Origin of the sequence: Propionivibrio sp. (assembly GCF_017995515.1) — a bacterium.
In the GTDB taxonomy this organism is placed as follows: Bacteria; Pseudomonadota; Gammaproteobacteria; order Burkholderiales; family Rhodocyclaceae; genus Propionivibrio.
Window position 1 is genome coordinate 32,456 of record NZ_JAGOIT010000009.1, and the last position, 18,915, is coordinate 51,370.

The 18,915-nt window shown below is 63.1% G+C and carries 19 protein-coding genes and 1 pseudogene; 5 read left to right on the plus strand and 15 right to left on the minus strand.

The window, feature by feature from the left end; translation table 11 throughout:
• Positions 1–15: 15 nt before the first annotated feature.
• From KBA32_RS02770 to motA, 6 genes are all read right to left on the minus strand, one after another.
• Positions 16–954, minus strand: coding sequence for a chemotaxis protein (locus KBA32_RS02770; protein ID WP_294354971.1), 939 nt, complete (start codon positions 952–954; stop codon positions 16–18).
• A gap of 32 nt (positions 955–986) precedes the next feature.
• Complete coding sequence (locus tag KBA32_RS02775) at positions 987–1,958, minus strand: chemotaxis protein (protein WP_294354974.1); 972 nt, start codon at positions 1,956–1,958, stop codon at positions 987–989.
• Between the two features lie 175 nt (positions 1,959–2,133).
• Positions 2,134–2,754, minus strand: a complete 621-nt coding sequence (locus KBA32_RS02780) for a CheB methylesterase domain-containing protein (RefSeq protein WP_294354977.1) — start codon at positions 2,752–2,754, stop codon at positions 2,134–2,136.
• A complete protein-coding gene (locus tag KBA32_RS02785) occupies positions 2,747–3,628 on the minus strand; it encodes a CheR family methyltransferase (protein WP_294354980.1) in 882 nt (293 codons plus the stop codon). Before KBA32_RS02785 ends, KBA32_RS02780 begins: the two co-directional genes overlap by 8 nt.
• Positions 3,629–3,683: 55 nt before the next feature.
• Entirely contained in the window at positions 3,684–4,655 is a 972-nt protein-coding gene (gene motB, locus KBA32_RS02790; protein ID WP_294354984.1) for a flagellar motor protein MotB, read from the minus strand.
• Positions 4,656–4,683: 28 nt separating this feature from the next.
• Complete coding sequence (gene motA / locus KBA32_RS02795; RefSeq protein ID WP_294354987.1) at positions 4,684–5,541, minus strand: flagellar motor stator protein MotA; 858 nt, start codon at positions 5,539–5,541, stop codon at positions 4,684–4,686.
• A 158-nt stretch (positions 5,542–5,699) separates the two neighbouring features.
• Here motA and KBA32_RS02800 point away from each other — a divergent pair, with 158 nt between their 5' ends.
• On the plus strand, positions 5,700–6,242 hold the full coding sequence (locus KBA32_RS02800; RefSeq protein WP_294354989.1) for an NUDIX hydrolase: 543 nt from the start codon (positions 5,700–5,702) through the stop codon (positions 6,240–6,242).
• Between the two features lie 3 nt (positions 6,243–6,245).
• Here the strand turns inward: KBA32_RS02800 and KBA32_RS02805 are convergent, their stop codons facing one another.
• Entirely contained in the window at positions 6,246–7,013 is a 768-nt protein-coding gene (locus KBA32_RS02805; RefSeq protein ID WP_294354993.1) for a TonB family protein, read from the minus strand.
• 425 nt (positions 7,014–7,438) lie between these two features.
• Between KBA32_RS02805 and KBA32_RS02810 the strand changes: the two genes are divergently transcribed.
• From KBA32_RS02810 to KBA32_RS02820, 3 genes are read left to right on the plus strand one after another with little or no spacing between them, the layout of a single operon-like run.
• The gene (locus tag KBA32_RS02810) at positions 7,439–8,407 is read left to right on the plus strand and encodes a cation diffusion facilitator family transporter (protein WP_294354996.1); all 969 of its coding nucleotides are present in this window, start codon (positions 7,439–7,441) and stop codon (positions 8,405–8,407) included.
• A complete protein-coding gene (locus KBA32_RS02815) occupies positions 8,397–10,472 on the plus strand; it encodes a ferrous iron transporter B (RefSeq protein WP_294354999.1) in 2,076 nt (691 codons plus the stop codon). Before KBA32_RS02810 ends, KBA32_RS02815 begins: the two co-directional genes overlap by 11 nt.
• A gap of 16 nt (positions 10,473–10,488) precedes the next feature.
• Positions 10,489–11,055, plus strand: a complete 567-nt coding sequence (locus KBA32_RS02820; protein WP_294355001.1) for a hypothetical protein — start codon at positions 10,489–10,491, stop codon at positions 11,053–11,055.
• Between the two features lie 78 nt (positions 11,056–11,133).
• On the opposite strand, the gene KBA32_RS02825 is transcribed toward KBA32_RS02820, so the two are convergent.
• The 8 genes from KBA32_RS02825 to KBA32_RS02860 form a co-directional block, all read right to left on the minus strand.
• A complete protein-coding gene (locus tag KBA32_RS02825) occupies positions 11,134–11,766 on the minus strand; it encodes a NapC/NirT family cytochrome c (protein WP_294355003.1) in 633 nt (210 codons plus the stop codon).
• 27 nt (positions 11,767–11,793) lie between these two features.
• Positions 11,794–12,276 (minus strand): nitrate reductase cytochrome c-type subunit, encoded by a 483-nt coding sequence (locus KBA32_RS02830; RefSeq protein ID WP_294355007.1) that lies wholly within the window; start codon positions 12,274–12,276, stop codon positions 11,794–11,796.
• Positions 12,276–13,208 (minus strand): quinol dehydrogenase ferredoxin subunit NapH, encoded by a 933-nt coding sequence (gene napH / locus KBA32_RS02835; RefSeq protein ID WP_294355010.1) that lies wholly within the window; start codon positions 13,206–13,208, stop codon positions 12,276–12,278. Before napH ends, KBA32_RS02830 begins: the two co-directional genes overlap by 1 nt.
• Complete coding sequence (napG, locus tag KBA32_RS02840; RefSeq protein ID WP_294355013.1) at positions 13,205–14,104, minus strand: ferredoxin-type protein NapG; 900 nt, start codon at positions 14,102–14,104, stop codon at positions 13,205–13,207. The genes napH and napG overlap by 4 nt, the downstream gene beginning before the upstream one ends.
• 155 nt (positions 14,105–14,259) lie before the next feature.
• The gene (gene napA / locus KBA32_RS02845; protein ID WP_294355015.1) at positions 14,260–16,806 is read right to left on the minus strand and encodes a nitrate reductase catalytic subunit NapA; all 2,547 of its coding nucleotides are present in this window, start codon (positions 16,804–16,806) and stop codon (positions 14,260–14,262) included.
• 3 nt (positions 16,807–16,809) lie between these two features.
• Entirely contained in the window at positions 16,810–17,085 is a 276-nt protein-coding gene (locus KBA32_RS02850) for a chaperone NapD (RefSeq protein WP_294355018.1), read from the minus strand.
• On the minus strand, positions 17,082–17,606 hold the full coding sequence (gene napF / locus KBA32_RS02855) for a ferredoxin-type protein NapF (protein WP_294355020.1): 525 nt from the start codon (positions 17,604–17,606) through the stop codon (positions 17,082–17,084). The genes KBA32_RS02850 and napF overlap by 4 nt, the downstream gene beginning before the upstream one ends.
• Before the next feature lie 348 nt (positions 17,607–17,954).
• A complete protein-coding gene (locus KBA32_RS02860; RefSeq protein WP_294355024.1) occupies positions 17,955–18,701 on the minus strand; it encodes a hypothetical protein in 747 nt (248 codons plus the stop codon).
• A gap of 10 nt (positions 18,702–18,711) precedes the next feature.
• Here KBA32_RS02860 and KBA32_RS02865 point away from each other — a divergent pair.
• Positions 18,712–18,915: pseudogene (locus KBA32_RS02865) on the plus strand (hypothetical protein); the annotation flags it as partial.

Here is an 18,915-nt window from a genome sequence, read left to right on the forward strand (position 1 = left end):
ACTCCAGGAATCTGTTTAGCGCTCGAGCATCGGGCGCAGCGTGTCTGCCAGCACTTCGGCATCAAACTTGGCAACGTAACCATCAACACCGACCGCCTGCCCCATGGCGCGATTGGCTTCAGAAGAGAGCGACGAGTGCATTACGACCGGAATACCGTCGAAGCGCGAATCGCTCTTGATGTGCTTGGTCAGCACATAGCCGTCCATCTCCGGCATTTCTGCATCAACCAGGATCAGGCGCACCTCGTTGCGCAACTCGGAACCGATCTGCTGTGCGTGCGCCGCCAGGCCCTGCAGACGGCTCCAGGCCTCGGCACCGTTGGTCGCATGCTTGTGCTTCACACCCAGCTTGTCGAAGACTTCGGCAATCTTGCGGCGAGCAACCACTGAATCGTCGGCGAAGAAAACGCTCGTTTCTTCGGGCACCTGCGCCGCCGGAATATCGACGATGATCGCCTCGCCAAAGGCGTTCGCCAGGATCTGCTCGACGTCGAGCAACGAGACCAGCGTACCGTTCTCCAGTTCGGTGATTGCCGTAATCAACCCTTGGTTCGATGAGAGAACACTTTCTGGCGCACGGACCTTTTCCCAATCGACGCGGATGATGCGATCCACTTCGTGAACGAGGAAACCCAGTGTCCGCTTCGAGTACTCGGCGACCATCATCGTCTTGCCGCGCTCGATCGGCTCATCCTTGTGCTCAAGGAAACTTACCAGCGACAGCACGGGAATCACGTTGCCGCGCAGCGAAACCAGGCCTTCGACGCCACGCGGCATGTTCGGCGTCTTGGTGATGTGCGGCGTCCGCCCGACTTCGCGCACCTTGAACACGTTGATCCCGAAAGTCTCGCGCGTTCCCAGCGAAAACAGCAGGATTTCCATCTTGTTGGAGCCCGCGAGACGGGTCCGCGCATCGACGCTGTCGAGCAGGTTTTTCTTTTCTATCAGGTTCATTGACATTGTCTTACTCCTGCGAGATCACTGCTTCAGGATGCCGGCTTGACGACGGGAACCGATCCCAACAGGCGCCGCGTGAGTGTTTCGGACAGTTTCTGCGCCTCGAATTTTGGCACATACTCATCGACACCGACCGACTTGCCGAGCTGCTGGTTGGACATGCCCGACAAGGAGGAGTGCATGATCACCGGGACACCGGCGAAGCGCGGATCGGTCTTGATCTTCTTGGTCAGGATGTAGCCGTCCATTTCCGGCATCTCGATATCGGTCAGGACCAGGCTGACGAGGTCGGTAATCTCCTGTCCGGAGGCTTTGGCGTAGGCCGCGATCTTTTCCAGCTCGTTCCAGGCATCGCGGCCATTGATCGAACTCACGTACTTGACCTTCATCGCGTCCAGCGTGCGCGTAATCTGCTTGCGCGCCACGATCGAGTCGTCGGCGAAGAAGACGGTCAGCTTCGGATCGTTCAGCGGCTTGATGTTGCGATAGACCACTTCGTCGTCGTAGTTGGTCGTTTCCGACAAGACCTTCTCGACGTCCATCATCATGACCAGTCGGCCGTCCGGCAGTTCGGTCACCGCGGTCACCAGGCCGCCCATCTCGGCCATCAGCATTTCGGGCGGCACCTTCATCTGGCTCCAGTCGAGGCGGAGAATGGTATCGACGCCTTCAACCAAAAAGCCCTGCGTATGACCGGCGTATTCGGTCACGATCATGATCGAGCGCGGCGTATCGGTTGCCACGCCGGCGTAGCGCGCCAGATCGACGACCGGGACGAGCACTCCGCGCAAACTGACCATGCCTTCCACCGACGCCGGCATTTCGGGCGCCGAGGTAATCGGCGGTGTACGCATCACCTCACGCACCTTGAATACGTTGATGCCGAAAGTCTCTCTTCGACCAGTGATCGAATTCGTTCCAAGCGAAAAAAGCAGAATTTCCAGCTTGTTGGTACCAGCCAGCTTGGTACGCGCATCGATACTCTTGAGCAGCTCTGACATGCCTGAACTCCCTCTTGGGAAAATAACCCTGCGGGCTTATTGATTACATCTTAATCGAACGAATGCCATTTCACCACAAACGTCCGGGGAAAACGCAAATGCCTGAACTCCCTGCGAATGCTGGCACTCGTCGTGGTTCGCGGGGACCTGGCAGGGGGCGTTTCGAAGCCCGGACTCAGACCCGGCCGAGTGCTTGCATAACGCGTCGCGGCAGTTCGCCGAGCGGCGCGACTTCTTCGACCGCGCCGATCAGCGCCGCCTCGCGCGGCATCCCGTAGACGACGCACGTCGCCTCGTCCTGACCGAACGTCCGCGCGCCGGCCTGGCGCATGCGCAGAAGCCCGTTGGCGCCGTCCTTGCCCATCCCGGTGAGGATGACGCCAACCGCGTTCCTGCCGACGATTTCGGCCGCGGAGTCGAACAGAACATCGACCGAAGGGCGGTGCCGATTCACCGGTGCCGTCTTCATCAACTCGGTGAGATAGCCCGAAGGCGTACGCCGGATCTTCAGGTGCGAATGCCCCGGTGCGATATAGACCACGCCGGACTCCAGCACCTCCCCGCCCTGCGCCTCTATCACGCGCGGTTTGCACAGGCTGTTCAGGCGCGCAGCGAACGAACCGGTGAAGGACTCGGGCATGTGCTGGACGATGAGAATGGGCACGCAATCGGCCGGGATACCGAGCAGGAACGTCTTGACCGCCTCGGTTCCGCCTGTCGAAGCCCCGACGAAGACGATCTTTCCGCCCGCTGGCAACGGCCGCAGCGAAGGGACCTTCTTTGCTGCGCTATCCATTCACGCGCGCCCCGGGCGTCAGCTGGTAGACGGTCTTCCCCTGCGAACGGAATATATCGGCCGCGTGCAGAAAACTTTCCGAATGCCCGGCAAACAACAGCCCGCTTTCGCCCATCAGCGGCGCAAAACGTTTCAGAATCTTGTGCTGGGTCGGCTTGTCGAAATAAATCATCACATTGCGGCAAAACAGGGCGTCGAGCGGCCCGCGTATCGCCCAGTTCGGCTCAAGCAGATTGAGGCGCTGGAAGCTGACCAGCCGCCGAAGTTCCGGCTTGATCGCAAACGTCCCGCTCTGCGCGCCGGTTCCCTTGACGAAAAAGCGGCTGAGTCGTTCCGGCGAAAGCTTGTCGACGCGATCGTGTGCATAAACCGCTTTCGATGCCGTAGCGAGCACGTTCGTATCAAGATCGGAGGCGACGATGCTGACCGGCACGTTGAAGCTGTTGAACGTCTCGACCACGGTCATCGCGATACTGTACGGCTCCTCGCCGGTCGAGGCGGCCGAGCACCAGATCTTGATCGGCGACTTGCCCTGAAGCTTCTTGAGATGCTCGGCAAGGATCGGGAAATGATGCGGCTCGCGGAAGAAGGACGTGAGGTTGGTCGTCAGTGAATTGACGAACTTTTCCCACTCGAGGCGATCGCCGCGCTCGAGCAGCGCGAGGTAGTCGCCGAAGGATTTCAGCCGCGTCTCGCGCAGGCGCCGCGCCAGCCGGCTGTAGACCATGTCCTGCTTGGCCGGCGAGAGCGAAATTCCGGCGTGCTCGTAGATGAGTTTGCGCACACGCTCGAAATCCGCGTTGGTGAAGACGAACTCGCGCTCGCCGGATTCACGCGGGGACGATATCGGATTGAAAGGAAATTTCTGTTCCATCGCGGTCAACTCCAGGTTTGTCGCACTGCGCGGGCGAACCGATCGACGCGCAGCCCTACATCTTGTCGGCCGGCGGCGCCTCCGGGGCCACGGTTTCGGTCTCCGCGCCGACACCGACGTCAACGGTCGCGTTCCCATCTTCCTGCAGCATCGCCTCTTCGGTCCGCTTGTTCAGGACAACGATGTTGATGCGCCGGTTGCTCGAACTCAGCGGGTCGTTCTTGTCGAAGAGCACCATCGACGAGAGGCCGACGACGCGCAGCACCTTGTTCTCGTCCATACCACCGGCGATCATCTCGCGCCGCGACGCGTTGGCGCGATTGGCCGAAAGCTCCCAGTTGGAAAAGCCCTTTTCGCCGCCGACGAACTGCGCCGCGTCGGTATGCCCGGAGAAGCTCACCTTGTTCGGCACGGAGTTGAGCGCCAGGCCGATCTCGCGCAGGATCACCTTCGAGTAAGGCTTCAGTTCGGCGCTGCTCGTATCGAACATCGGCCGGTTCTGCTCGTCGATGATCTGGATGCGCAACCCTTCGGTCGTCACGTCCATCAGCAACTGGCTCTTGAACTGCCGGAGCATCGAATTGCCTTCGATCAGCTGCTCGATACTCTGCTTGAGCTGGTTCAGCGTCGCCTTTTCGCGCCGCTCGAATTCCTTGCGCAATTGCTCCGTTTTGAGCTGCTCCGTCTTCGCTTCGCGCACCGTCGCGCCACGCTTCTTCGATTCGACGTCGCCATCCTTGACCTGACCGGCGCTGCTCGTCAGATCCTTGCCGCCGCCGTTCAGGATGCTCGTTGCGTCACCGGCGCCACTGCCGCCGGACATGCCGACCTTGAGCGGATTCTGGAAGAACTCGGCAATCCCCTTGAGATCGCCGTTGGCAGTCGAGCCAAGCAGCCACATGAGAAGAAAGAAGGCCATCATCGCCGTCACGAAGTCGGCATAGGCAATCTTCCACGCGCCACCGTGGTGACCACCGGCGACTTTCTTGATGCGCTTGATGACGATGGGGCGTACGTCTTCGCTCATGGGCAATCCTTATCCGGCGACCAACGGCTCATTTACCCTTGCGCGCCTTGAGCTCTTCCTCAAGCTCGCCGAACGTCGGGCGATCGCCCGCGAACAGCACCTTGCGCCCGAACTCCACGGCCACCTGCGGCGCATATCCCGACATCGAGGCAAGCAGGACGACCTTGATCACCTGGTAGATCTTCGAGCCCTCACTGGACTTTTGCTCCAGGAGCGAGGCAATCGGCGAAATGAAGCCGTACGCAACCAGGATACCGAGGAAGGTTCCGACCAACGCGCCGCCAATCATCTTGCCGAGCACGGCCGGCGGCTCCCCGACCGAGCCCATCACGTTCACAACGCCCATCACCGCAACGACAATACCGAATGCCGGGGTCGAATCCGCAACCTTGCTCATGACGTGGCCAGGCACCTCGACCTCATGGTGGTGCGTTTCGATTTCGATATCCATCAGATTCTCTATCTCGAGCGCGTTGAGATTGCCGCCGACCATCATGCGCAGGTAGTCCGTGATGAACTCCATCACGTGATGATCGTGCGCAATCGTCGGATACTTGCTGAAGATGGGGCTATCGTGCGGATTTTCGACGTCATTTTCGATCGACATCAGGCCTTCCTTGCGCACCTTGGAAAGCACCTCGAAGAGCATGGCCAGGAGATCGACATAAAGCGCCTTGGAGAACTTCGACCCCTTGAAGATGCTGGGCAGCGCACCGACAGTCGCCTTGATCACCTTGATGTCGTTGCCGGCCACGAAGCCGCCGACCGCCAGGCCGACGATGGCGATGTACTCCATCGGCACCCACAAGGCAGCCAGGCTGCCGTGCACGGCGTAGGTACCGAGCGATGCCCCAAGAATGATGATGTAGCCGACGATTAGAAACATTCAACTTCTCCTGTCACCACCGCGCCGCGGTAGTGATTCGCCATGAATTCCGGGCATTGTAGCGGGATGATCCGGCTCGGGAAACAAGCAAAACCCCGCGCGGCGCAAGGCCGGGTCCAATCATATAGAATCGGAAGCATCCATATGGGCGATTTCTTATGAACTACTGTTCCGAATGCGGCGCGGCCGTCGAACTCCGAACGCCCTCGGGCGACACGCTGCCGCGCCACATCTGCACGCGCTGCGAAACGATCCACTACCAGAACCCGAAAGTCGTCGTCGGCAGCATCGTCGAATGGGAGGGCGGCATCCTGCTTTGTCGCCGCGCCATCGAACCGCGCTACGGATTGTGGACACTGCCGGCCGGCTTCATGGAGAACGCCGAGTCAACGACGCAGGCGGCGATGCGTGAAACGCAGGAGGAAGCCTGCGCCAGCATTGACGTCGATTCGCTTTTTGCACTCGTCAACATTCCGGGAATCGATCAGGTGCACCTGTTCTACCGCGGCAGGCTCAAGGATTCGAGCCACGCCGCCGGCCCGGAAAGCCTGGAGACCGCACTATTCCGTGAAGAGAACATTCCCTGGAGCGAGCTCGCATTCCGCAGCGTCGAGTATTGCCTGCGCACCTACCTCGCCGACCGGCGCGCGCGGCGCTTCGAGTTCCACGAAACCGAACTGCCGCCGCTGAAAGGCTATTGACGGCTACTGCGCCTCGTCCAGGCTGAACTTGACCGGCAACGGAATCTCGAGATCACGCCCACGCAACCCATCCGGCAATGTCGTCGTGCGCGCCGCCTGCGCCATCATCTGCACCGCCTGCTCGTCGAGCAGATCGTGGCCGCTTGAACGGACGACAACCACATCCGGCGCAGGCAACGCCGAAGCAAAACGGATCGCCACTTCGACCGTACCTTCCCATCCGCGCTCCCGCGCCAACGCCGGATAGCGCTTGAAGCGCCGCGCGGCGGACGCCAGCGAAACACGGTAGCGGCGCACATCGTCGGCACTGACGCCGGCTCGCACGCCGGGCGCTTCATCGACCGCAGGCGCACTGGCCGGGGCCGGAGCGGCCGCCGCTGAAGGCGTTGCAGGCATGGCATCGGAAACGCCGGCGGCGACCGGTGTTACGGGCTCCAGAAGCGGCGACGCCTCGCGCACGGCAAAGCGTGCCCGTGACGGCGCGGCCTGGCTTGCCGCGCGCTTTTGCGGTGCCGGAGCCGCCTTCTGCGCCTCGGCGCGCGATGACGGTGTCGGCTGAACCGCCCGGCTTTTGCGCGACATCTCGACCATCGGCGTTACGGGCTTGACCGGCTCGGGTAGCCGTTTCGGCGCAATCACGATATTCATTGCAACGGCCGGCACGCCCGCTTGCGGCCGATACGTCGAAACGACGCCGAGCAACAGTACGGCATGGACCGACAGCGAGAAGAGCAGCGCCTGGATCAGCGTGCGGTATTCGTGAAAGCGCATCGAAAACGTGGGCAAAGATGGCGGATTAGTGAGCCTAAAAACCTCACCGCAAAGGCGCTTAGGCGCAAAGATCGCAAAGGAAACAACGGGTTAATCGTACTTGATCATTCACCCCATGGGTGACCCAGGCAGATACGCGCTGTTCGCGTAGCGCTTTGATTTTCTTTGCGAACCTTTGCATCTTTGCGCCTTTGCGGTGAAGAATTGAGTTTTTCAGGGTGCAAACAAGTGGCGTCGACAGCGTGTCGATCTGCATATTGTCCGGGCAAAAACACGGTTTCGTGCCCTTCTGTTTTGGTGGTAAATTCGTCCGGATCGATTCACCCGGCACCGCAAGCCGTCCCGGAACGGCGCGGCCAGTTTAGCATTGCGCACCGATGATGCCCGCGCGGCGCGGATCTCACCCATACGGCAGGAGCAAGCCCTTGCAGTTCACAGAAATCGACGAAACCGAGGAAAGCGAAGAAGAGCGCGCGCAGCTGATCGCGATGCGTTCGGCGGCGGCTTCGCGCAGCACGTGGATCAGCGTCGCCGTCAATCTCGTACTGACCACTGCGCAAATCCTGGTCGGCGTGTTCGCCAGGTCACAGGCCCTGATCGCCGACGGCATCCACTCGGCGTCAGACCTCGTCGCCGACTTCGTCGTCCTTCTCGCCAATCGCGAGAGCGGCAAGGCAGCGGACAAAGACCATCCGTACGGCCACTACCGCTTTGAGAATGCGGCCTCGCTCGTTCTCGGTGGACTGCTGCTGGCGGTCGGCGTCGGCATGTTGTGGTCGGCGTTCCGCAAGCTGGAGTCGCCGGAGAACGTGCCGCAGGTGCACGTCATCGCCTTGTGGATCGCCGGCGGCGCGCTGGTGATCAAGGAGGCGCTGTTCCGCTACATGCTCGCCGTCGCCAAGCGGGTCAAGTCGAGCATGCTCATCGCCAACGCCTGGCACGCGCGCTCGGACGCGGCATCGTCGCTGGTCGTCGGCGCCGGCATCGTCGGCAACCTGGCCGGCTACCCCATCCTCGACCCGATCGCCGCGCTGATCGTCGGCTTCATGGTCGGCCGCATGGGCTGGGAGTTCGCCTGGGACGCGCTGCACGACCTGATGGACCGCTCGGCCGACGACGAAGAAGTCCAGCGCATCCGCCAGACGATCCTCGATACGCCCGGCGTCCTCGGCGCGCACGACCTGCGCACGCGCAAGATGGGCGACATGATCATCGTCGATGCACACATCGAGGTCGATGCGACGCAAACCGTCGAGGCCGGCCACGACATCGCCGTCAACGTCAGGCAGCGCGTGCTGAAGAAGCATCGCGTGCTCAACCTGATGGCGCACGTCGACCCCTCGCAGCGACCGGACCGCGATCATCCGCAAGGATTTCTTGCCGATGCCAGCTAGGAACAAGCGTTTCCTGACGGAAGCAAGCATTCCGCTGAACGGGCCGCTCTTGCGCGGCAAACGACGCCCGCGCGTGGCGCTGATCGGGCGTTTCGGTGCCGGCAAGAGCACGATCTTCGAAGGCGCCTCCAGCCCCGTCGTGCGCCATGAGCGCCTGGCCGGGGTCGGCGGCGCGTATCAGGAGTGCGTGGTCGACGCCGGCCTCGACCAGATCTCGCTCGTCGACCTGCCGTCGATCGACTCGCTGCATCATCTGAGCGAGCACGATCAGGTCGTCCTCATGTACCTGCTCTGGGGCGACCAGTGGCCGCGCGTCGCGCAGCACGAGACAACGCCCGGCGGACCAGACTTCCCGGCGCCGGACGTGCTTGTGCAGGTGGTCGACGCGACGACGCTCGAGAAGGATCTCGAGCTCAGCCTGGAGCTCGGCCAGTTCGGTCGGCCGCTGGTCATCGCCCTGAATCGTGTCGACGAAGCGCGCAAGAAGGGCATGTTCATCAACGTCCAGGCGCTCAGCGAGCGGCTCGGCGCACCCGTCATCCCGACCATCGCGCACATGGGCAAGGGCGTCGCCGCGCTGTTCGAGGCGGTACTCGACGTCGCGCGCAAGAAGACCTGCCCGATGCCGCAGGCGCCGACGCCGCACATCGCGGCAAGCCTGCGCGAACTGAAATCGGTCATCTCGCATCCGCAGATCGAAGAAGTGTTCCGGGTACCGCGCGCGCTCCTGCTCTCGCAACTCGCGGAGAACGACGATTACTTCCTGCGCTCGCTGACCACGCACTTCCCGGATCTCGCGCCGCAGATCGCTCAGGCCCGCGCGCGCGCCGAACAGACGCTGCCGCGCCCGCTGCCCGAGGAAGTCCACGCCGACCGCCATCACCGCGCGGCGGTTCTGTTTGAGGACGTCACCCGCGCGCGCGGCATCGACTCGGGCGAAGGCTGGCGGCGCTGGCTCGACGAACTCTTCCTGCATCCGCGCTGGGGATTGCTTGGCAGCCTGCTCGTCTTCGCCGCGGTGCTGCTGATCGTCTTCGAGATGAGTTCGTTCATCGATTCGTGGACGTCAGCTCGGCTGGCGGCCTGGGCGCAGGAATGGCAACCGACGTCGACGGCGGGCGTCGTCGGTCGCGCCGTCGCCGACGGCATGGTCGGCCTCGTTGGCATCGTCGCGCCCTACATGCTGCCGCTCGTGCTGCTGCTCGTCACGCTCGAGGAATCCGGCGTCATGCATCGCGTCGCCTTCGTCGTCGACCGCGGTTTCCACCGAATCGGCCTGCACGGCGGCGTCGCCGTCCCCTTTCTGATCGGCCTCGGCTGCAACGTGCCGGCAATTTCCGCGGCTGCGGCGACCGGAACGCGTAGCGAACGCGTCGTCTCGGCCATCCTCATCACCTTCGTCCCCTGCTCGGCGCGCTCGGCGATCATCCTCGCCATCGGCGGCAAGTACCTGGGCGGGCTCGGCGTCTTCGCCATCTTCGCGCTGACGCTGTTCGTCATCGCCCTGCTCGGCAAGCTGCTCGTGCGCCGCTACTCGGAAAGCGCACCAGGCCTGGTGCAGCTCATCCCGCCTTACCGGCTTCCGACCTGGTCGCGCGTCTGGCGCAAGACCTGGGAGCGCACCGAGGACATCGTCACCATCGTCACGCCGCTGCTCGTGATCGGCAGCGTCGTGCTGGCGCTGCTCAGCCACTTCGGCGCCGATGCGGTAATCAATACGGCCTTGATACCGGTCACTACCTGGTGGCTCGGGCTGCCGGTCGTCCTCGGCGTACCCATCCTGTTCGGCGTGCTGCGCAAGGAACTGTCGCTGCTGATGATCTACCAGGCGCTCGGCACGCTCGACATCATGCCGCTGCTCAGCCACGCGCAGATCTTCACCTTCCTCGTCTTCCTCACCTTCTACGTACCCTGCCTGTCGACCTTCGCCGTGATGCTCAAAACGCTAGGGCGCAAGGAGGCGTGGTTCTCGGTCATCGTCTCGCTGGCCAGCGCCCTGCTCATGGCCGGCGTCGTGCGCGCCGTGCTCGAGCTGACGCGGCATCTGTTCGGCTTCGGCGCGTGAGCGGATCGACCGGGACATGAGCCAGCGCTGGTACGACAACCCGAACGCCGAGCCGCAGGCCGGGCATCTGATCAAGGACAATTCGACGATCGAGTTGTTCGCCTGGCTGAAACCGGATGAAACGCTGTCGGGCGGCGACGTGTTCAACGGCAACCCGTTCAGTACCGGCTTGCCCGAAGACCGCATCGGCGCCGTGCAGAACTATTTCGCCGAGTATCACCTCGAGTATTACCGGCAGCGGCTGTACGGCGAGTTCCCGAGCCGGCTGCACGCGCGCCTCTTCTTCGCCACGCGTACCGACGCCGAGAGCTTTCGCACCCGCCACCCGACACTCACCGCCGGGAAGCATCTCGTCCGCGCGCATAGCACCGGCGACTACGTCGTCTCCTACCACGACGCGAGCTGGCTCGACTACCTGCGTCTGCCGCACAGCCTGAGTCTGTCGACGCTCGACGAAATCGCCGGCCACTACTGGGGCGGCGCGCTCGTTGAAGAGATCAGCCTGCGCTTCCATGAGGAGCGCTGGCGCGAGCCGGCGGTCATTGAGGCGCTCTTCGTCGGCGGACTGGCGACGCTTTCCTGAATCGCAAAAGACCATGGGCCGGCGAAGCGCTCGACTTCGCCGGCCCACGGTTGCGGTTTGTCCCGCCGCTCTACGCCACTACTTCTCCGGCACCAACGGCGCCGGGTGGAAGATCTCCTGCGTCGCACCGCCCTTCTCGGCGCCGATCGACTGCTCGACGTTCGGCAGGCGGTGGGCGACGCCCTTGTGGCAGTCGATACAGGTCTGGCCCTTGTTCAGCCCTTCCTGGTGCACTTCGGCCGCGCGCCGGCTCTGCTTGGCGTAGTCGAAGCCCTGATCGTCGTGGCAGCTGCGGCATTCGCGCGAGTTGTCCTCCTTCATCCGGGCCCACACGGCTTCGGCCATCTCCAGACGCCGTGCTTCGTATTTCTCGGGCGTATCGATGGTGCCAAGAAGGTTGTGATAGACGTCCTTCGAAGCGCGCATCTTGGCGTACATCTTCGGCCCGAACGACTTGGGTACGTGGCAGTCCGGACAACTCGCGCGCACACCGGTACGGCTGGAGGCGTGCGTTGTCAGCCGGTACTCGTCGTAGTTGATCTTCATCTCGTGACAGGAGATGCAGAATTCTTCGGTATTGGTTGTTTCCAGCACGTGGTTGAAACCGGCCCACGCCGCGATGCCGGCGACGAACAGCACGCCGACGCCGATCCAGCCGGTCGCGTGGATACGCCGCAGCAGGCCGGCGGCGAAGCTTTTGATCTTGGCCATTTTCATGTTCGCTCTCCCTTTGCCGGCTTAGCGCAAACCCGCGCCGGGTTTGAACGTGTTGCCGATCAGCGGCTTGGCGTCGGTCTGCGAGACGTGACACTGGTTGCAGAAATAGCGGTTGGGCGACACGCTCGACATCTCGGCGCCCTCACGCGACTTGAAGTGCGTGATCGAGATCTTCGTCGCCTTGACCTCGGCGGCGCGCGACCAGGCGTGGCAGTCCATGCACTTGTTGAACTCCTTGCTGACGATATAGCCCTCGATCGTGTGCGGAATCAGCGGCGGCTGTTGCACGAAGTCGCGCGGCAACGCCGAGGTATCCGGCCCGTAGCGTGTTCCGCTACCCGCCGGATCGCTTGCGGTGATATCGACGCTGCGCAACGTCTTGAGCTTGACCGGCTCAAACTTATCCTCGGCCGCAGCCGGACCGGAGAACATCAGCATCAGGCTCATGGCGACGGCCCAGAACAAGGTAAATGTGCGGGCAGTACGGGTGGTGGGCTGGTTCATCACGCGCTCCTCTGGTCGAATCGATGGGTCATCTTGAAAACCTGGCGGTCGCATACGTCGATGCAACGGCCGCAATTGGTGCAGTCTCCGGAGAGAATCAGCGGGTGCGTCTGCCCGGCCTGTTTCAGCGCCGGACGGATCACCTGCGGCTCGGGGCAGACGACGAAGCAATCCATGCAGTCGTCGCAAGCGCTGCGTTGCGCGGCGGAGACGCGGACCAGCGCCGTGCGCCCAAGCAGGCCATAGAAGGCGCCGACCGGGCACAGGTGGCCGCACCAGCCGCGGCTGGCGATCAACAGGTCGTAGGCAAAAATGCCGGCAATCGCCAGCAGCGAGCCCCAAAGGCCGAAAATCAGCGCGCGGTGCAGCAACGACACGGGATTCACCCATTCCCAGACCAACACGCCGGAAATGGCCGTCGCGAGCAGTATTCCGCCGAGCAGCCAGTACCGCGTCGAAGCGTCAGGCGCACGACCGGTCTTGATGCCCAGCTTGCGCCGCGACCAGGCGGCAGCATCGGTCACCACGTTCACCGGACACACCCAGCTGCAGAACACACGCCCTCCGACAAGCAGGTAGAAGACCAGCACGATTGCCGCGCCGATCAACGCCGTCTTGTAAGGCCAGTGGCCTGCGACCATCGATTGCAGCGCGAGCAGCGGATCAGACAGCGGAATGGTGTCGAAGATGAGCGACGCGGAGAGGTTGCCTTTGAGTACCCACACGCCGAACCACGGACCGGCGAGAAAGAGCGCGAGGATCGCGAGCTGGCCAAGGCGGCGGAGCAGTAGCCAGCGGTTGCGAGCGAACCACGAGCGCCCGGAGGCATCTCTGCCGTTCGTCCTGAGCGAGTCGAAGGATGAACGGTCCCTGACGCGGGCTTCGACAGGCTCAGCCCGAACGGGTGTCTTTTGGCGGGCGCCCTTGCTCATGGCTTCCACCGCGAATTGAGGCTTCCGGCCTTGCCGGGAGCGGTAAGCGGCGCTTCCGGCAAGGCCGGTGCCGGCGCCGCGGGGGCGACCACCGTCTCGGTCGCCGAGCGCCCCGCCGTCGTGCCTTCAAAGCCGCGCACCGGCAGCTTGATCTGTTCGCCGATCAGCGATTCGCCCTGTCGTGCCTTTTCTTCCCAGCCCTTGCGGTAGTGCGCCGGCAAGGCGCCCTGCGCCAGCTTGCGCGGGAAGACCTTGATCGCCGGCTCGGGCAGGACGCAGGACTTCTCGCACTTGCCGCAGCCGGTGCAGGCGTCGGAATGCACGGTCGGCAGCAACAGGGCGTGGCGATCGGAGCGCGGGTTATGCCGCGTCTCCAGCGTGATCGCCTTGTCGATCACGGGGCAGACGCGGTAGCAGACGTCGCAGCGCAGGCCGAGGAAGTTCAGGCAATTCTCCTGATCCACGAGCGCGGCGAGGCCCATGCGCGCTTGCGTGATGTCGGTCAGTTCGCGGTCGAGCGCGCCGGTCGGGCACGCCTTGACGCAGGGAATGTCCTCGCACATTTCGCAGGGAACGTTGCGCGCGGTGAAGTATGGCGTGCCGGTCGCCACGTGATCGCCGAGGTCGGAGAGTTTCAGCGTGTTGTACGGGCAATCGCGCACGCACAGCCCGCAGCGCACGCAGGCGGCGAGAAAGTCGTCTTCGGCCAGCGCGCCGGGCGGCCGGATCGCCTGCGCCGGCATGGCTGACGCCTGTCGTGCCCACAGCCCCGCGCCGAGCGCCAGCAGGCAGCCGCCGCCGGCAGCGGCGGCAACGCTGTTGATGAATTTGCGCCTGGCCTGCGACGCCGGGGAGGCGGTGCTGGTCTGGTTGGCGCTTTTCTTGGTCGGGCTCACATTCGCTCACACGGATCGGTTTCAAAACCCACCACAGAGGCGCGGAGACACAGAGGGGACGCAGAGAAAAGCGATACTTGTCCTGAACGCTTTCTCTGCGTCCCCTCTGCGCCTCTGTGCCTCCGTGCCAGGTGTTCCAGCATTTCAGAAGCCACTCACGCCCTGACCACCTTCACCACCGCCTTCTTGAAGTCCGTCTCTTTCGAGATCGGGCAGGTGGCGTCGAGGATCAGCTTGTTCACCAGTCGCGATTCGTCGAAGAACGGCACGAAGATGAGCCCGACCGGCGGCTTGTTGCGGCCCTTGGTTTCGATGCGCGCCGTCATCTCGCCGCGCCGCGAAATCACCTTGACCAGCATGCCGCGCAGCAGATTGCGTTTCTTCGCATCGTCCGGATGCATGAACACCTGCGCTTCGGGGACCGCCTTGTGCAGCTCGGCGACGCGCCGGGTCATCGAGCCGGTATGCCAGTGCTCGAGCACGCGACCGGTGCATAGCCAGAGGTCGAACTCCTTGTCCGGCATCTCGGGCGGATCCTGGTACGGCAGCGCGAAGATCACCGCCTTGCCATCCTTGAAACCGTAGAACCTGACCCCCTCGCCGGCCTTCACGTAGGGGTCGTAACCCTCGCGGAAGCGCCACAGCGTCTCCTTGCCTTCGACCACCGGCCAGCGCAGACCGCGCGCCTTGTGATACAGGTCGAACGGTGCCAGATCGTGCGCGTGGCCGCGACCGAACCGGGCGTATTCCTCGAACAGGCCCTTATGCAGGTAGAAGCCGAACGCTTCGGACTCATCGTTGGTGTAGTCCTTGATGGCGTGCTCATTGACCTTCTGCAGTTCATCCTTCGGGAACTTGTTAACGACGCCGTTGGCGTAGAGCACGTCGTACAGCGTCTTGCCCTTGTACTCCGGCTTCTTGTCGAGCAACTCGGCCGGCCAGACTTCCTCCATCTTGAAGCGCTTGGAGAATTCGACGTACTGCCAGAGATCGGACTTCGCCTCACCCGGCGCCTTCACCTGCTGGCGCCAGAACTGGGTGCGCCGCTCGGCATTGCCGAAGGCACCTTCCTTTTCCATCCACATCGCTGACGGCAGAATCAGGTCGGCCGCGAGCGCCGAGACCGTCGGGTAGGCTTCCGAGACGACGACAAACGCCGCCGGGTTGCGCCAGCCCGGATAGATCTCCTCGTTGATGTTCGGCCCGGCCTGCATGTTGTTGGTCGTCGTCGTCCAGTAGCACTTGAGCTTGCCGTCCTTCAGCGCGCGGCTCTGCGCCACGGCGTGCAGGCCGATCTTGTCGTTGAGCGTGCCTTCGGGCAGTTGCCAGAGTTCCTCGGTGTGCTTGCGGTGCTCGGGATTGGTCACCACCATGTCCGCCGGCAAGCGGTGGGAGAAGGTGCCGACCTCGCGCGCCGTACCGCACGCCGACGGCTGGCCGGTCAGTGAGAACGGTCCGTTGCCGGGCTCGGAAATCTTGCCGACCAGAAGGTGCACGTTGTAGATCATGTTGTTCACCCACGTGCCGCGGGTGTGCTGGTTGAAGCCCATCGTCCAGTAGCTGACGACCTTCTTCTTCGGGTCGGCGTACAGTTCGGCCATCCGCTTCAATTTATCCTGCGGCACGCCGGAGAGCCTGGAGACCTTCTCCAGCGTGTATTCGCTGACGAACTTCTTGAACTCGTCGAAGGTGCTCGGCTTCGCGTCGTTCGGGTTGTTCTTCGGCTTGCCGTCGGCGCCGGGGTAGCCGTTGAACCTGGCGTCCTTTTCCAGCGCATGTCCCGGACGCAGGCCGAAGCCGATGTCCGTCTCGCCGACCTTGAAATTGACGTTGCGCTTGACGAACTCCTCGTTGACCTTGCCGCTCTGGATGATGTGGTTGCAGATGTAGTTGAGGATGGCGAGGTCGGTCTGCGGCGTGAAGATCATGCCGTTGTCGGCCAGCTCGAAGCTGCGGTGCTCGAAGGTGGAGAGCACATGCACCTGCACGTCGGTCTTGGTCAGGCGGCGGTCAGTGATGCGCGTCCACAGGATCGGGTGCATCTCGGCCATGTTCGACCCCCAGAGCACGAAGGCGTCGGCCTGCTCGATGTCGTCGTAGCAGCCCATCGGCTCGTCGATGCCGAAGGTGCGCATGAAGCCGGCAACGGCCGAGGCCATGCAGTGACGCGCGTTCGGATCGATGTTGTTGGAGCGGAAACCGGCCTTGTACAGCTTGGCGGCGGCGTAGCCTTCGAAGATCGTCCATTGCCCGGAACCGAACATGCCGACGCCGGCCGGACCGTCGGACTTCAATGCCGCCTTCCACTTCTCGGCCATGATATCGAAGGCCTGATCCCATGAGATCGGCGTGAAGTCGCCTTCCTTGTCGTACTTGCCGCCCTTCATGCGCAAAAGCGGCTTGGTCAGCCGGTCCTCGCCGTACATGATCTTGGAGAGGAAGTAGCCCTTGATGCAGTTCAGCCCGCGATTCACCTCGGAATCCGGATCGCCCTGCGTCGCCACGACGCGCCCGTTCTGCACACCGACGAGCACCGCGCAGCCCGTGCCGCAGAAGCGGCAGACGCCCTTGTCCCAGCGCACGGCCGAGCCGCTGCCCGCCTTATCCGCATCAGTGGCCAGCGCCGGAACGGCAATCCCAGCGCTCGTTGCGGCGGCGGCAATCGCCTGGATCTTGATGAATTCGCGTCGGTTGATAGTCATGGCTTAAGCCTCCTCGAGAGGGGAACCGGATGGAGATGAATCGGACGAAAGGTTGTCGCTGTGCTCATAGGCGAGCGTCGCCGCCAGTACCTGCGGCACGCGGTGGATGGCAATCAGCGTGTCGGACATGGCCGCTTGCGGCGCATCTTCGACGGTGACGATGAGACGCCCGTCCTCGCTCATGCCGTGGCACTCGACGCCGGGAAAGGCAAGCAGCGCGGCCTCGGCCTGCGGACGGGTTTCGGGACGGATGCGCAGGACCAGGCTGGCAATGCTCATGAAGCCTCCAGGAGAACAGGTGAAGCAAGCGACGCGGGACGGCACGCGATGGCGCACACCGGGCATGGCGCGACGCAGGCGCCGCAACCGGTGCACCGTGCGTTATCGAGTTCGGGTTGGGAAACGCCGCCCAGGGTGGGGCGAAAACGGATGGCGCCGACGTCGCATGCTTCGCCGCAGACGCGGCACTCGACCTTCTGCCTGGCCAGGCAGGCGTCGCCGATGTGCGCGAGGACGTCCCACGGCGCGGCGGAATCATCCTTGACGAACGCGCCGGACGGGCACACGCGCACGCACTCGGCGCAGAAGGTGCAGGCAGCGTGCGCGAAATCGACGATCGGGAAGCCGCCGTCGCCGCGGCGGATCAGCAGGCTGGGGCACGCCGTCACGCAATCGTCACATCGCGTGCAGCACGCGGTGAAGCGGTCTTCGGCACGACTCCACGGCGGACGCACGATTGGACGCGAAAACGCACCTTCGCGCGCGCGACCGCCAAAAAAGCGACGACGACCCCCATCCATTTATTCGAATTCCCCCTGTAACAGCATTGTTAATGGCTGAAAGAATCGAAACTTTGATCCAGGCTAAAAAATGAAAACCTTCTGGTTCCGGTCTACGGCCGGCGCGTTAGCGACCACCATAGCATCGGGCGCGGGGAAACCCAAGCATGGAAGCGGATGGTGCTCCAATGGGAAAGGACGGACACCGCGCTAACGGTACCGCCCCTGGATTGCCTTACCGAGGAGGACGGCAGGCAAAAACTCCACGGCGTGCAGGCTCGGACCTGACCCGCACCGATCCCCCTGGAGGGACAAGTCACCACGAACGGTGGATAAACTGTCAGTTGCTTTGACGATCCGCAATAGTCGCTACTTGTCCTTGCGGGCAGCCCCCTTCACCAGCTCGACGGGTTCCTCGACCGGACGCGGTGGCTGCGGGATGTGAGGCGGCCTCGGATGAGGGCGCGGCGGCGGCCAGACCACTGGCCGATCCGGGGAGTACGGATAGTTCGGATTCTGATAGACCGTCGTGTAGCGCAGATAAAAGCGCACCGGGTCGGCCCGTTTCAGAATCTGCCCTTTGCCGTCGATGATGCTCGCGCCGAGCTGCATCGCCTGGTTAGGCGGCGGCAGTTCCTCCCAGAACTCGGGCGGCACCATGAACTCGGTCGCCGTGAAGCGCTGGTTGACCGGCCGCCCGTTGAGGCTGATCACGAAGGCGTGCTGATCGGCGAGGCGTAGCGGCGGGTTGACCACGAGGCGCACCTCGAAGACCGCCGAGTTTGCGACCGTGCTGCCGTCGTTTTCTGGCGAGAGAATCCGGAAGCGATCATAGTCGGGCGCTGGTGCCGCCGCCTTCGTGACATCGACCGGCATGACCTTCGGACCGGCTGCGTTGTCTTCCGCAGTGGGCGCCTTGCTCCCGGCCGGCGGCGCCTTCATGACGTTGAGCGGCTTCAACTGCACCTCTTTCCCGCCCGGCAACGGCTGGTCCGAGAACACCGGACCGTTCGGCCCGTGCTTCACATAAACGCCCTGCGCGAACGACGCCAAATTCGAGGTACAAGACACACACACAGCCAACAGAATCAGAAAGCGGGGGATGGTCTGTTTCATGACGTCTCCGATGAAGCATTTCGTCAGGGATCTTCGCACGGGTTTTCTTTCACCCCGCCAAAGGTATCACGCAGCACATTCGTCAATGCGGCAACGGCCCAAGACGGTTGATGAAAGCGACCTGCTGCTCAGCCGCCTGATCGACGAGGAATATACCCGGCACCCGTTCTACGGCAGCCGCAAGATGGTGATCTTCCTTGAAACGGTGGGGCAT

What these genes read in the sequence shown, in the direction of transcription:
- napA (WP_294355015.1), bottom strand. Translation starts at nt 16,806, where the DNA reads ATGACTATCAACCGACGCGAATTCATCAAGATCCAGGCGATTGCCGCC.
- KBA32_RS02830 (WP_294355007.1), bottom strand. Translation starts at nt 12,276, where the DNA reads ATGAACCAGCCCACCACCCGTACTGCCCGCACATTTACCTTGTTCTGG.
- KBA32_RS02805 (WP_294354993.1), bottom strand. Translation starts at nt 7,013, where the DNA reads ATGCGCTTTCACGAATACCGCACGCTGATCCAGGCGCTGCTCTTCTCG.
- KBA32_RS02860 (WP_294355024.1), bottom strand. Translation starts at nt 18,701, where the DNA reads ATGAAACAGACCATCCCCCGCTTTCTGATTCTGTTGGCTGTGTGTGTG.
- KBA32_RS02800 (WP_294354989.1), top strand. Translation starts at nt 5,700, where the DNA reads ATGAACTACTGTTCCGAATGCGGCGCGGCCGTCGAACTCCGAACGCCC.
- KBA32_RS02770 (WP_294354971.1), bottom strand. Translation starts at nt 954, where the DNA reads ATGAACCTGATAGAAAAGAAAAACCTGCTCGACAGCGTCGATGCGCGG.
- KBA32_RS02785 (WP_294354980.1), bottom strand. Translation starts at nt 3,628, where the DNA reads ATGGAACAGAAATTTCCTTTCAATCCGATATCGTCCCCGCGTGAATCC.
- KBA32_RS02820 (WP_294355001.1), top strand. Translation starts at nt 10,489, where the DNA reads ATGAGCCAGCGCTGGTACGACAACCCGAACGCCGAGCCGCAGGCCGGG.
- motB (WP_294354984.1), bottom strand. Translation starts at nt 4,655, where the DNA reads ATGAGCGAAGACGTACGCCCCATCGTCATCAAGCGCATCAAGAAAGTC.
- KBA32_RS02815 (WP_294354999.1), top strand. Translation starts at nt 8,397, where the DNA reads ATGCCAGCTAGGAACAAGCGTTTCCTGACGGAAGCAAGCATTCCGCTG.
- KBA32_RS02780 (WP_294354977.1), bottom strand. Translation starts at nt 2,754, where the DNA reads ATGGATAGCGCAGCAAAGAAGGTCCCTTCGCTGCGGCCGTTGCCAGCG.
- KBA32_RS02775 (WP_294354974.1), bottom strand. Translation starts at nt 1,958, where the DNA reads ATGTCAGAGCTGCTCAAGAGTATCGATGCGCGTACCAAGCTGGCTGGT.
- KBA32_RS02825 (WP_294355003.1), bottom strand. Translation starts at nt 11,766, where the DNA reads ATGGCCAAGATCAAAAGCTTCGCCGCCGGCCTGCTGCGGCGTATCCAC.
- motA (WP_294354987.1), bottom strand. Translation starts at nt 5,541, where the DNA reads ATGTTTCTAATCGTCGGCTACATCATCATTCTTGGGGCATCGCTCGGT.
- napH (WP_294355010.1), bottom strand. Translation starts at nt 13,208, where the DNA reads ATGAGCAAGGGCGCCCGCCAAAAGACACCCGTTCGGGCTGAGCCTGTC.
- KBA32_RS02850 (WP_294355018.1), bottom strand. Translation starts at nt 17,085, where the DNA reads ATGAGCATTGCCAGCCTGGTCCTGCGCATCCGTCCCGAAACCCGTCCG.
- napF (WP_294355020.1), bottom strand. Translation starts at nt 17,606, where the DNA reads ATGGATGGGGGTCGTCGTCGCTTTTTTGGCGGTCGCGCGCGCGAAGGT.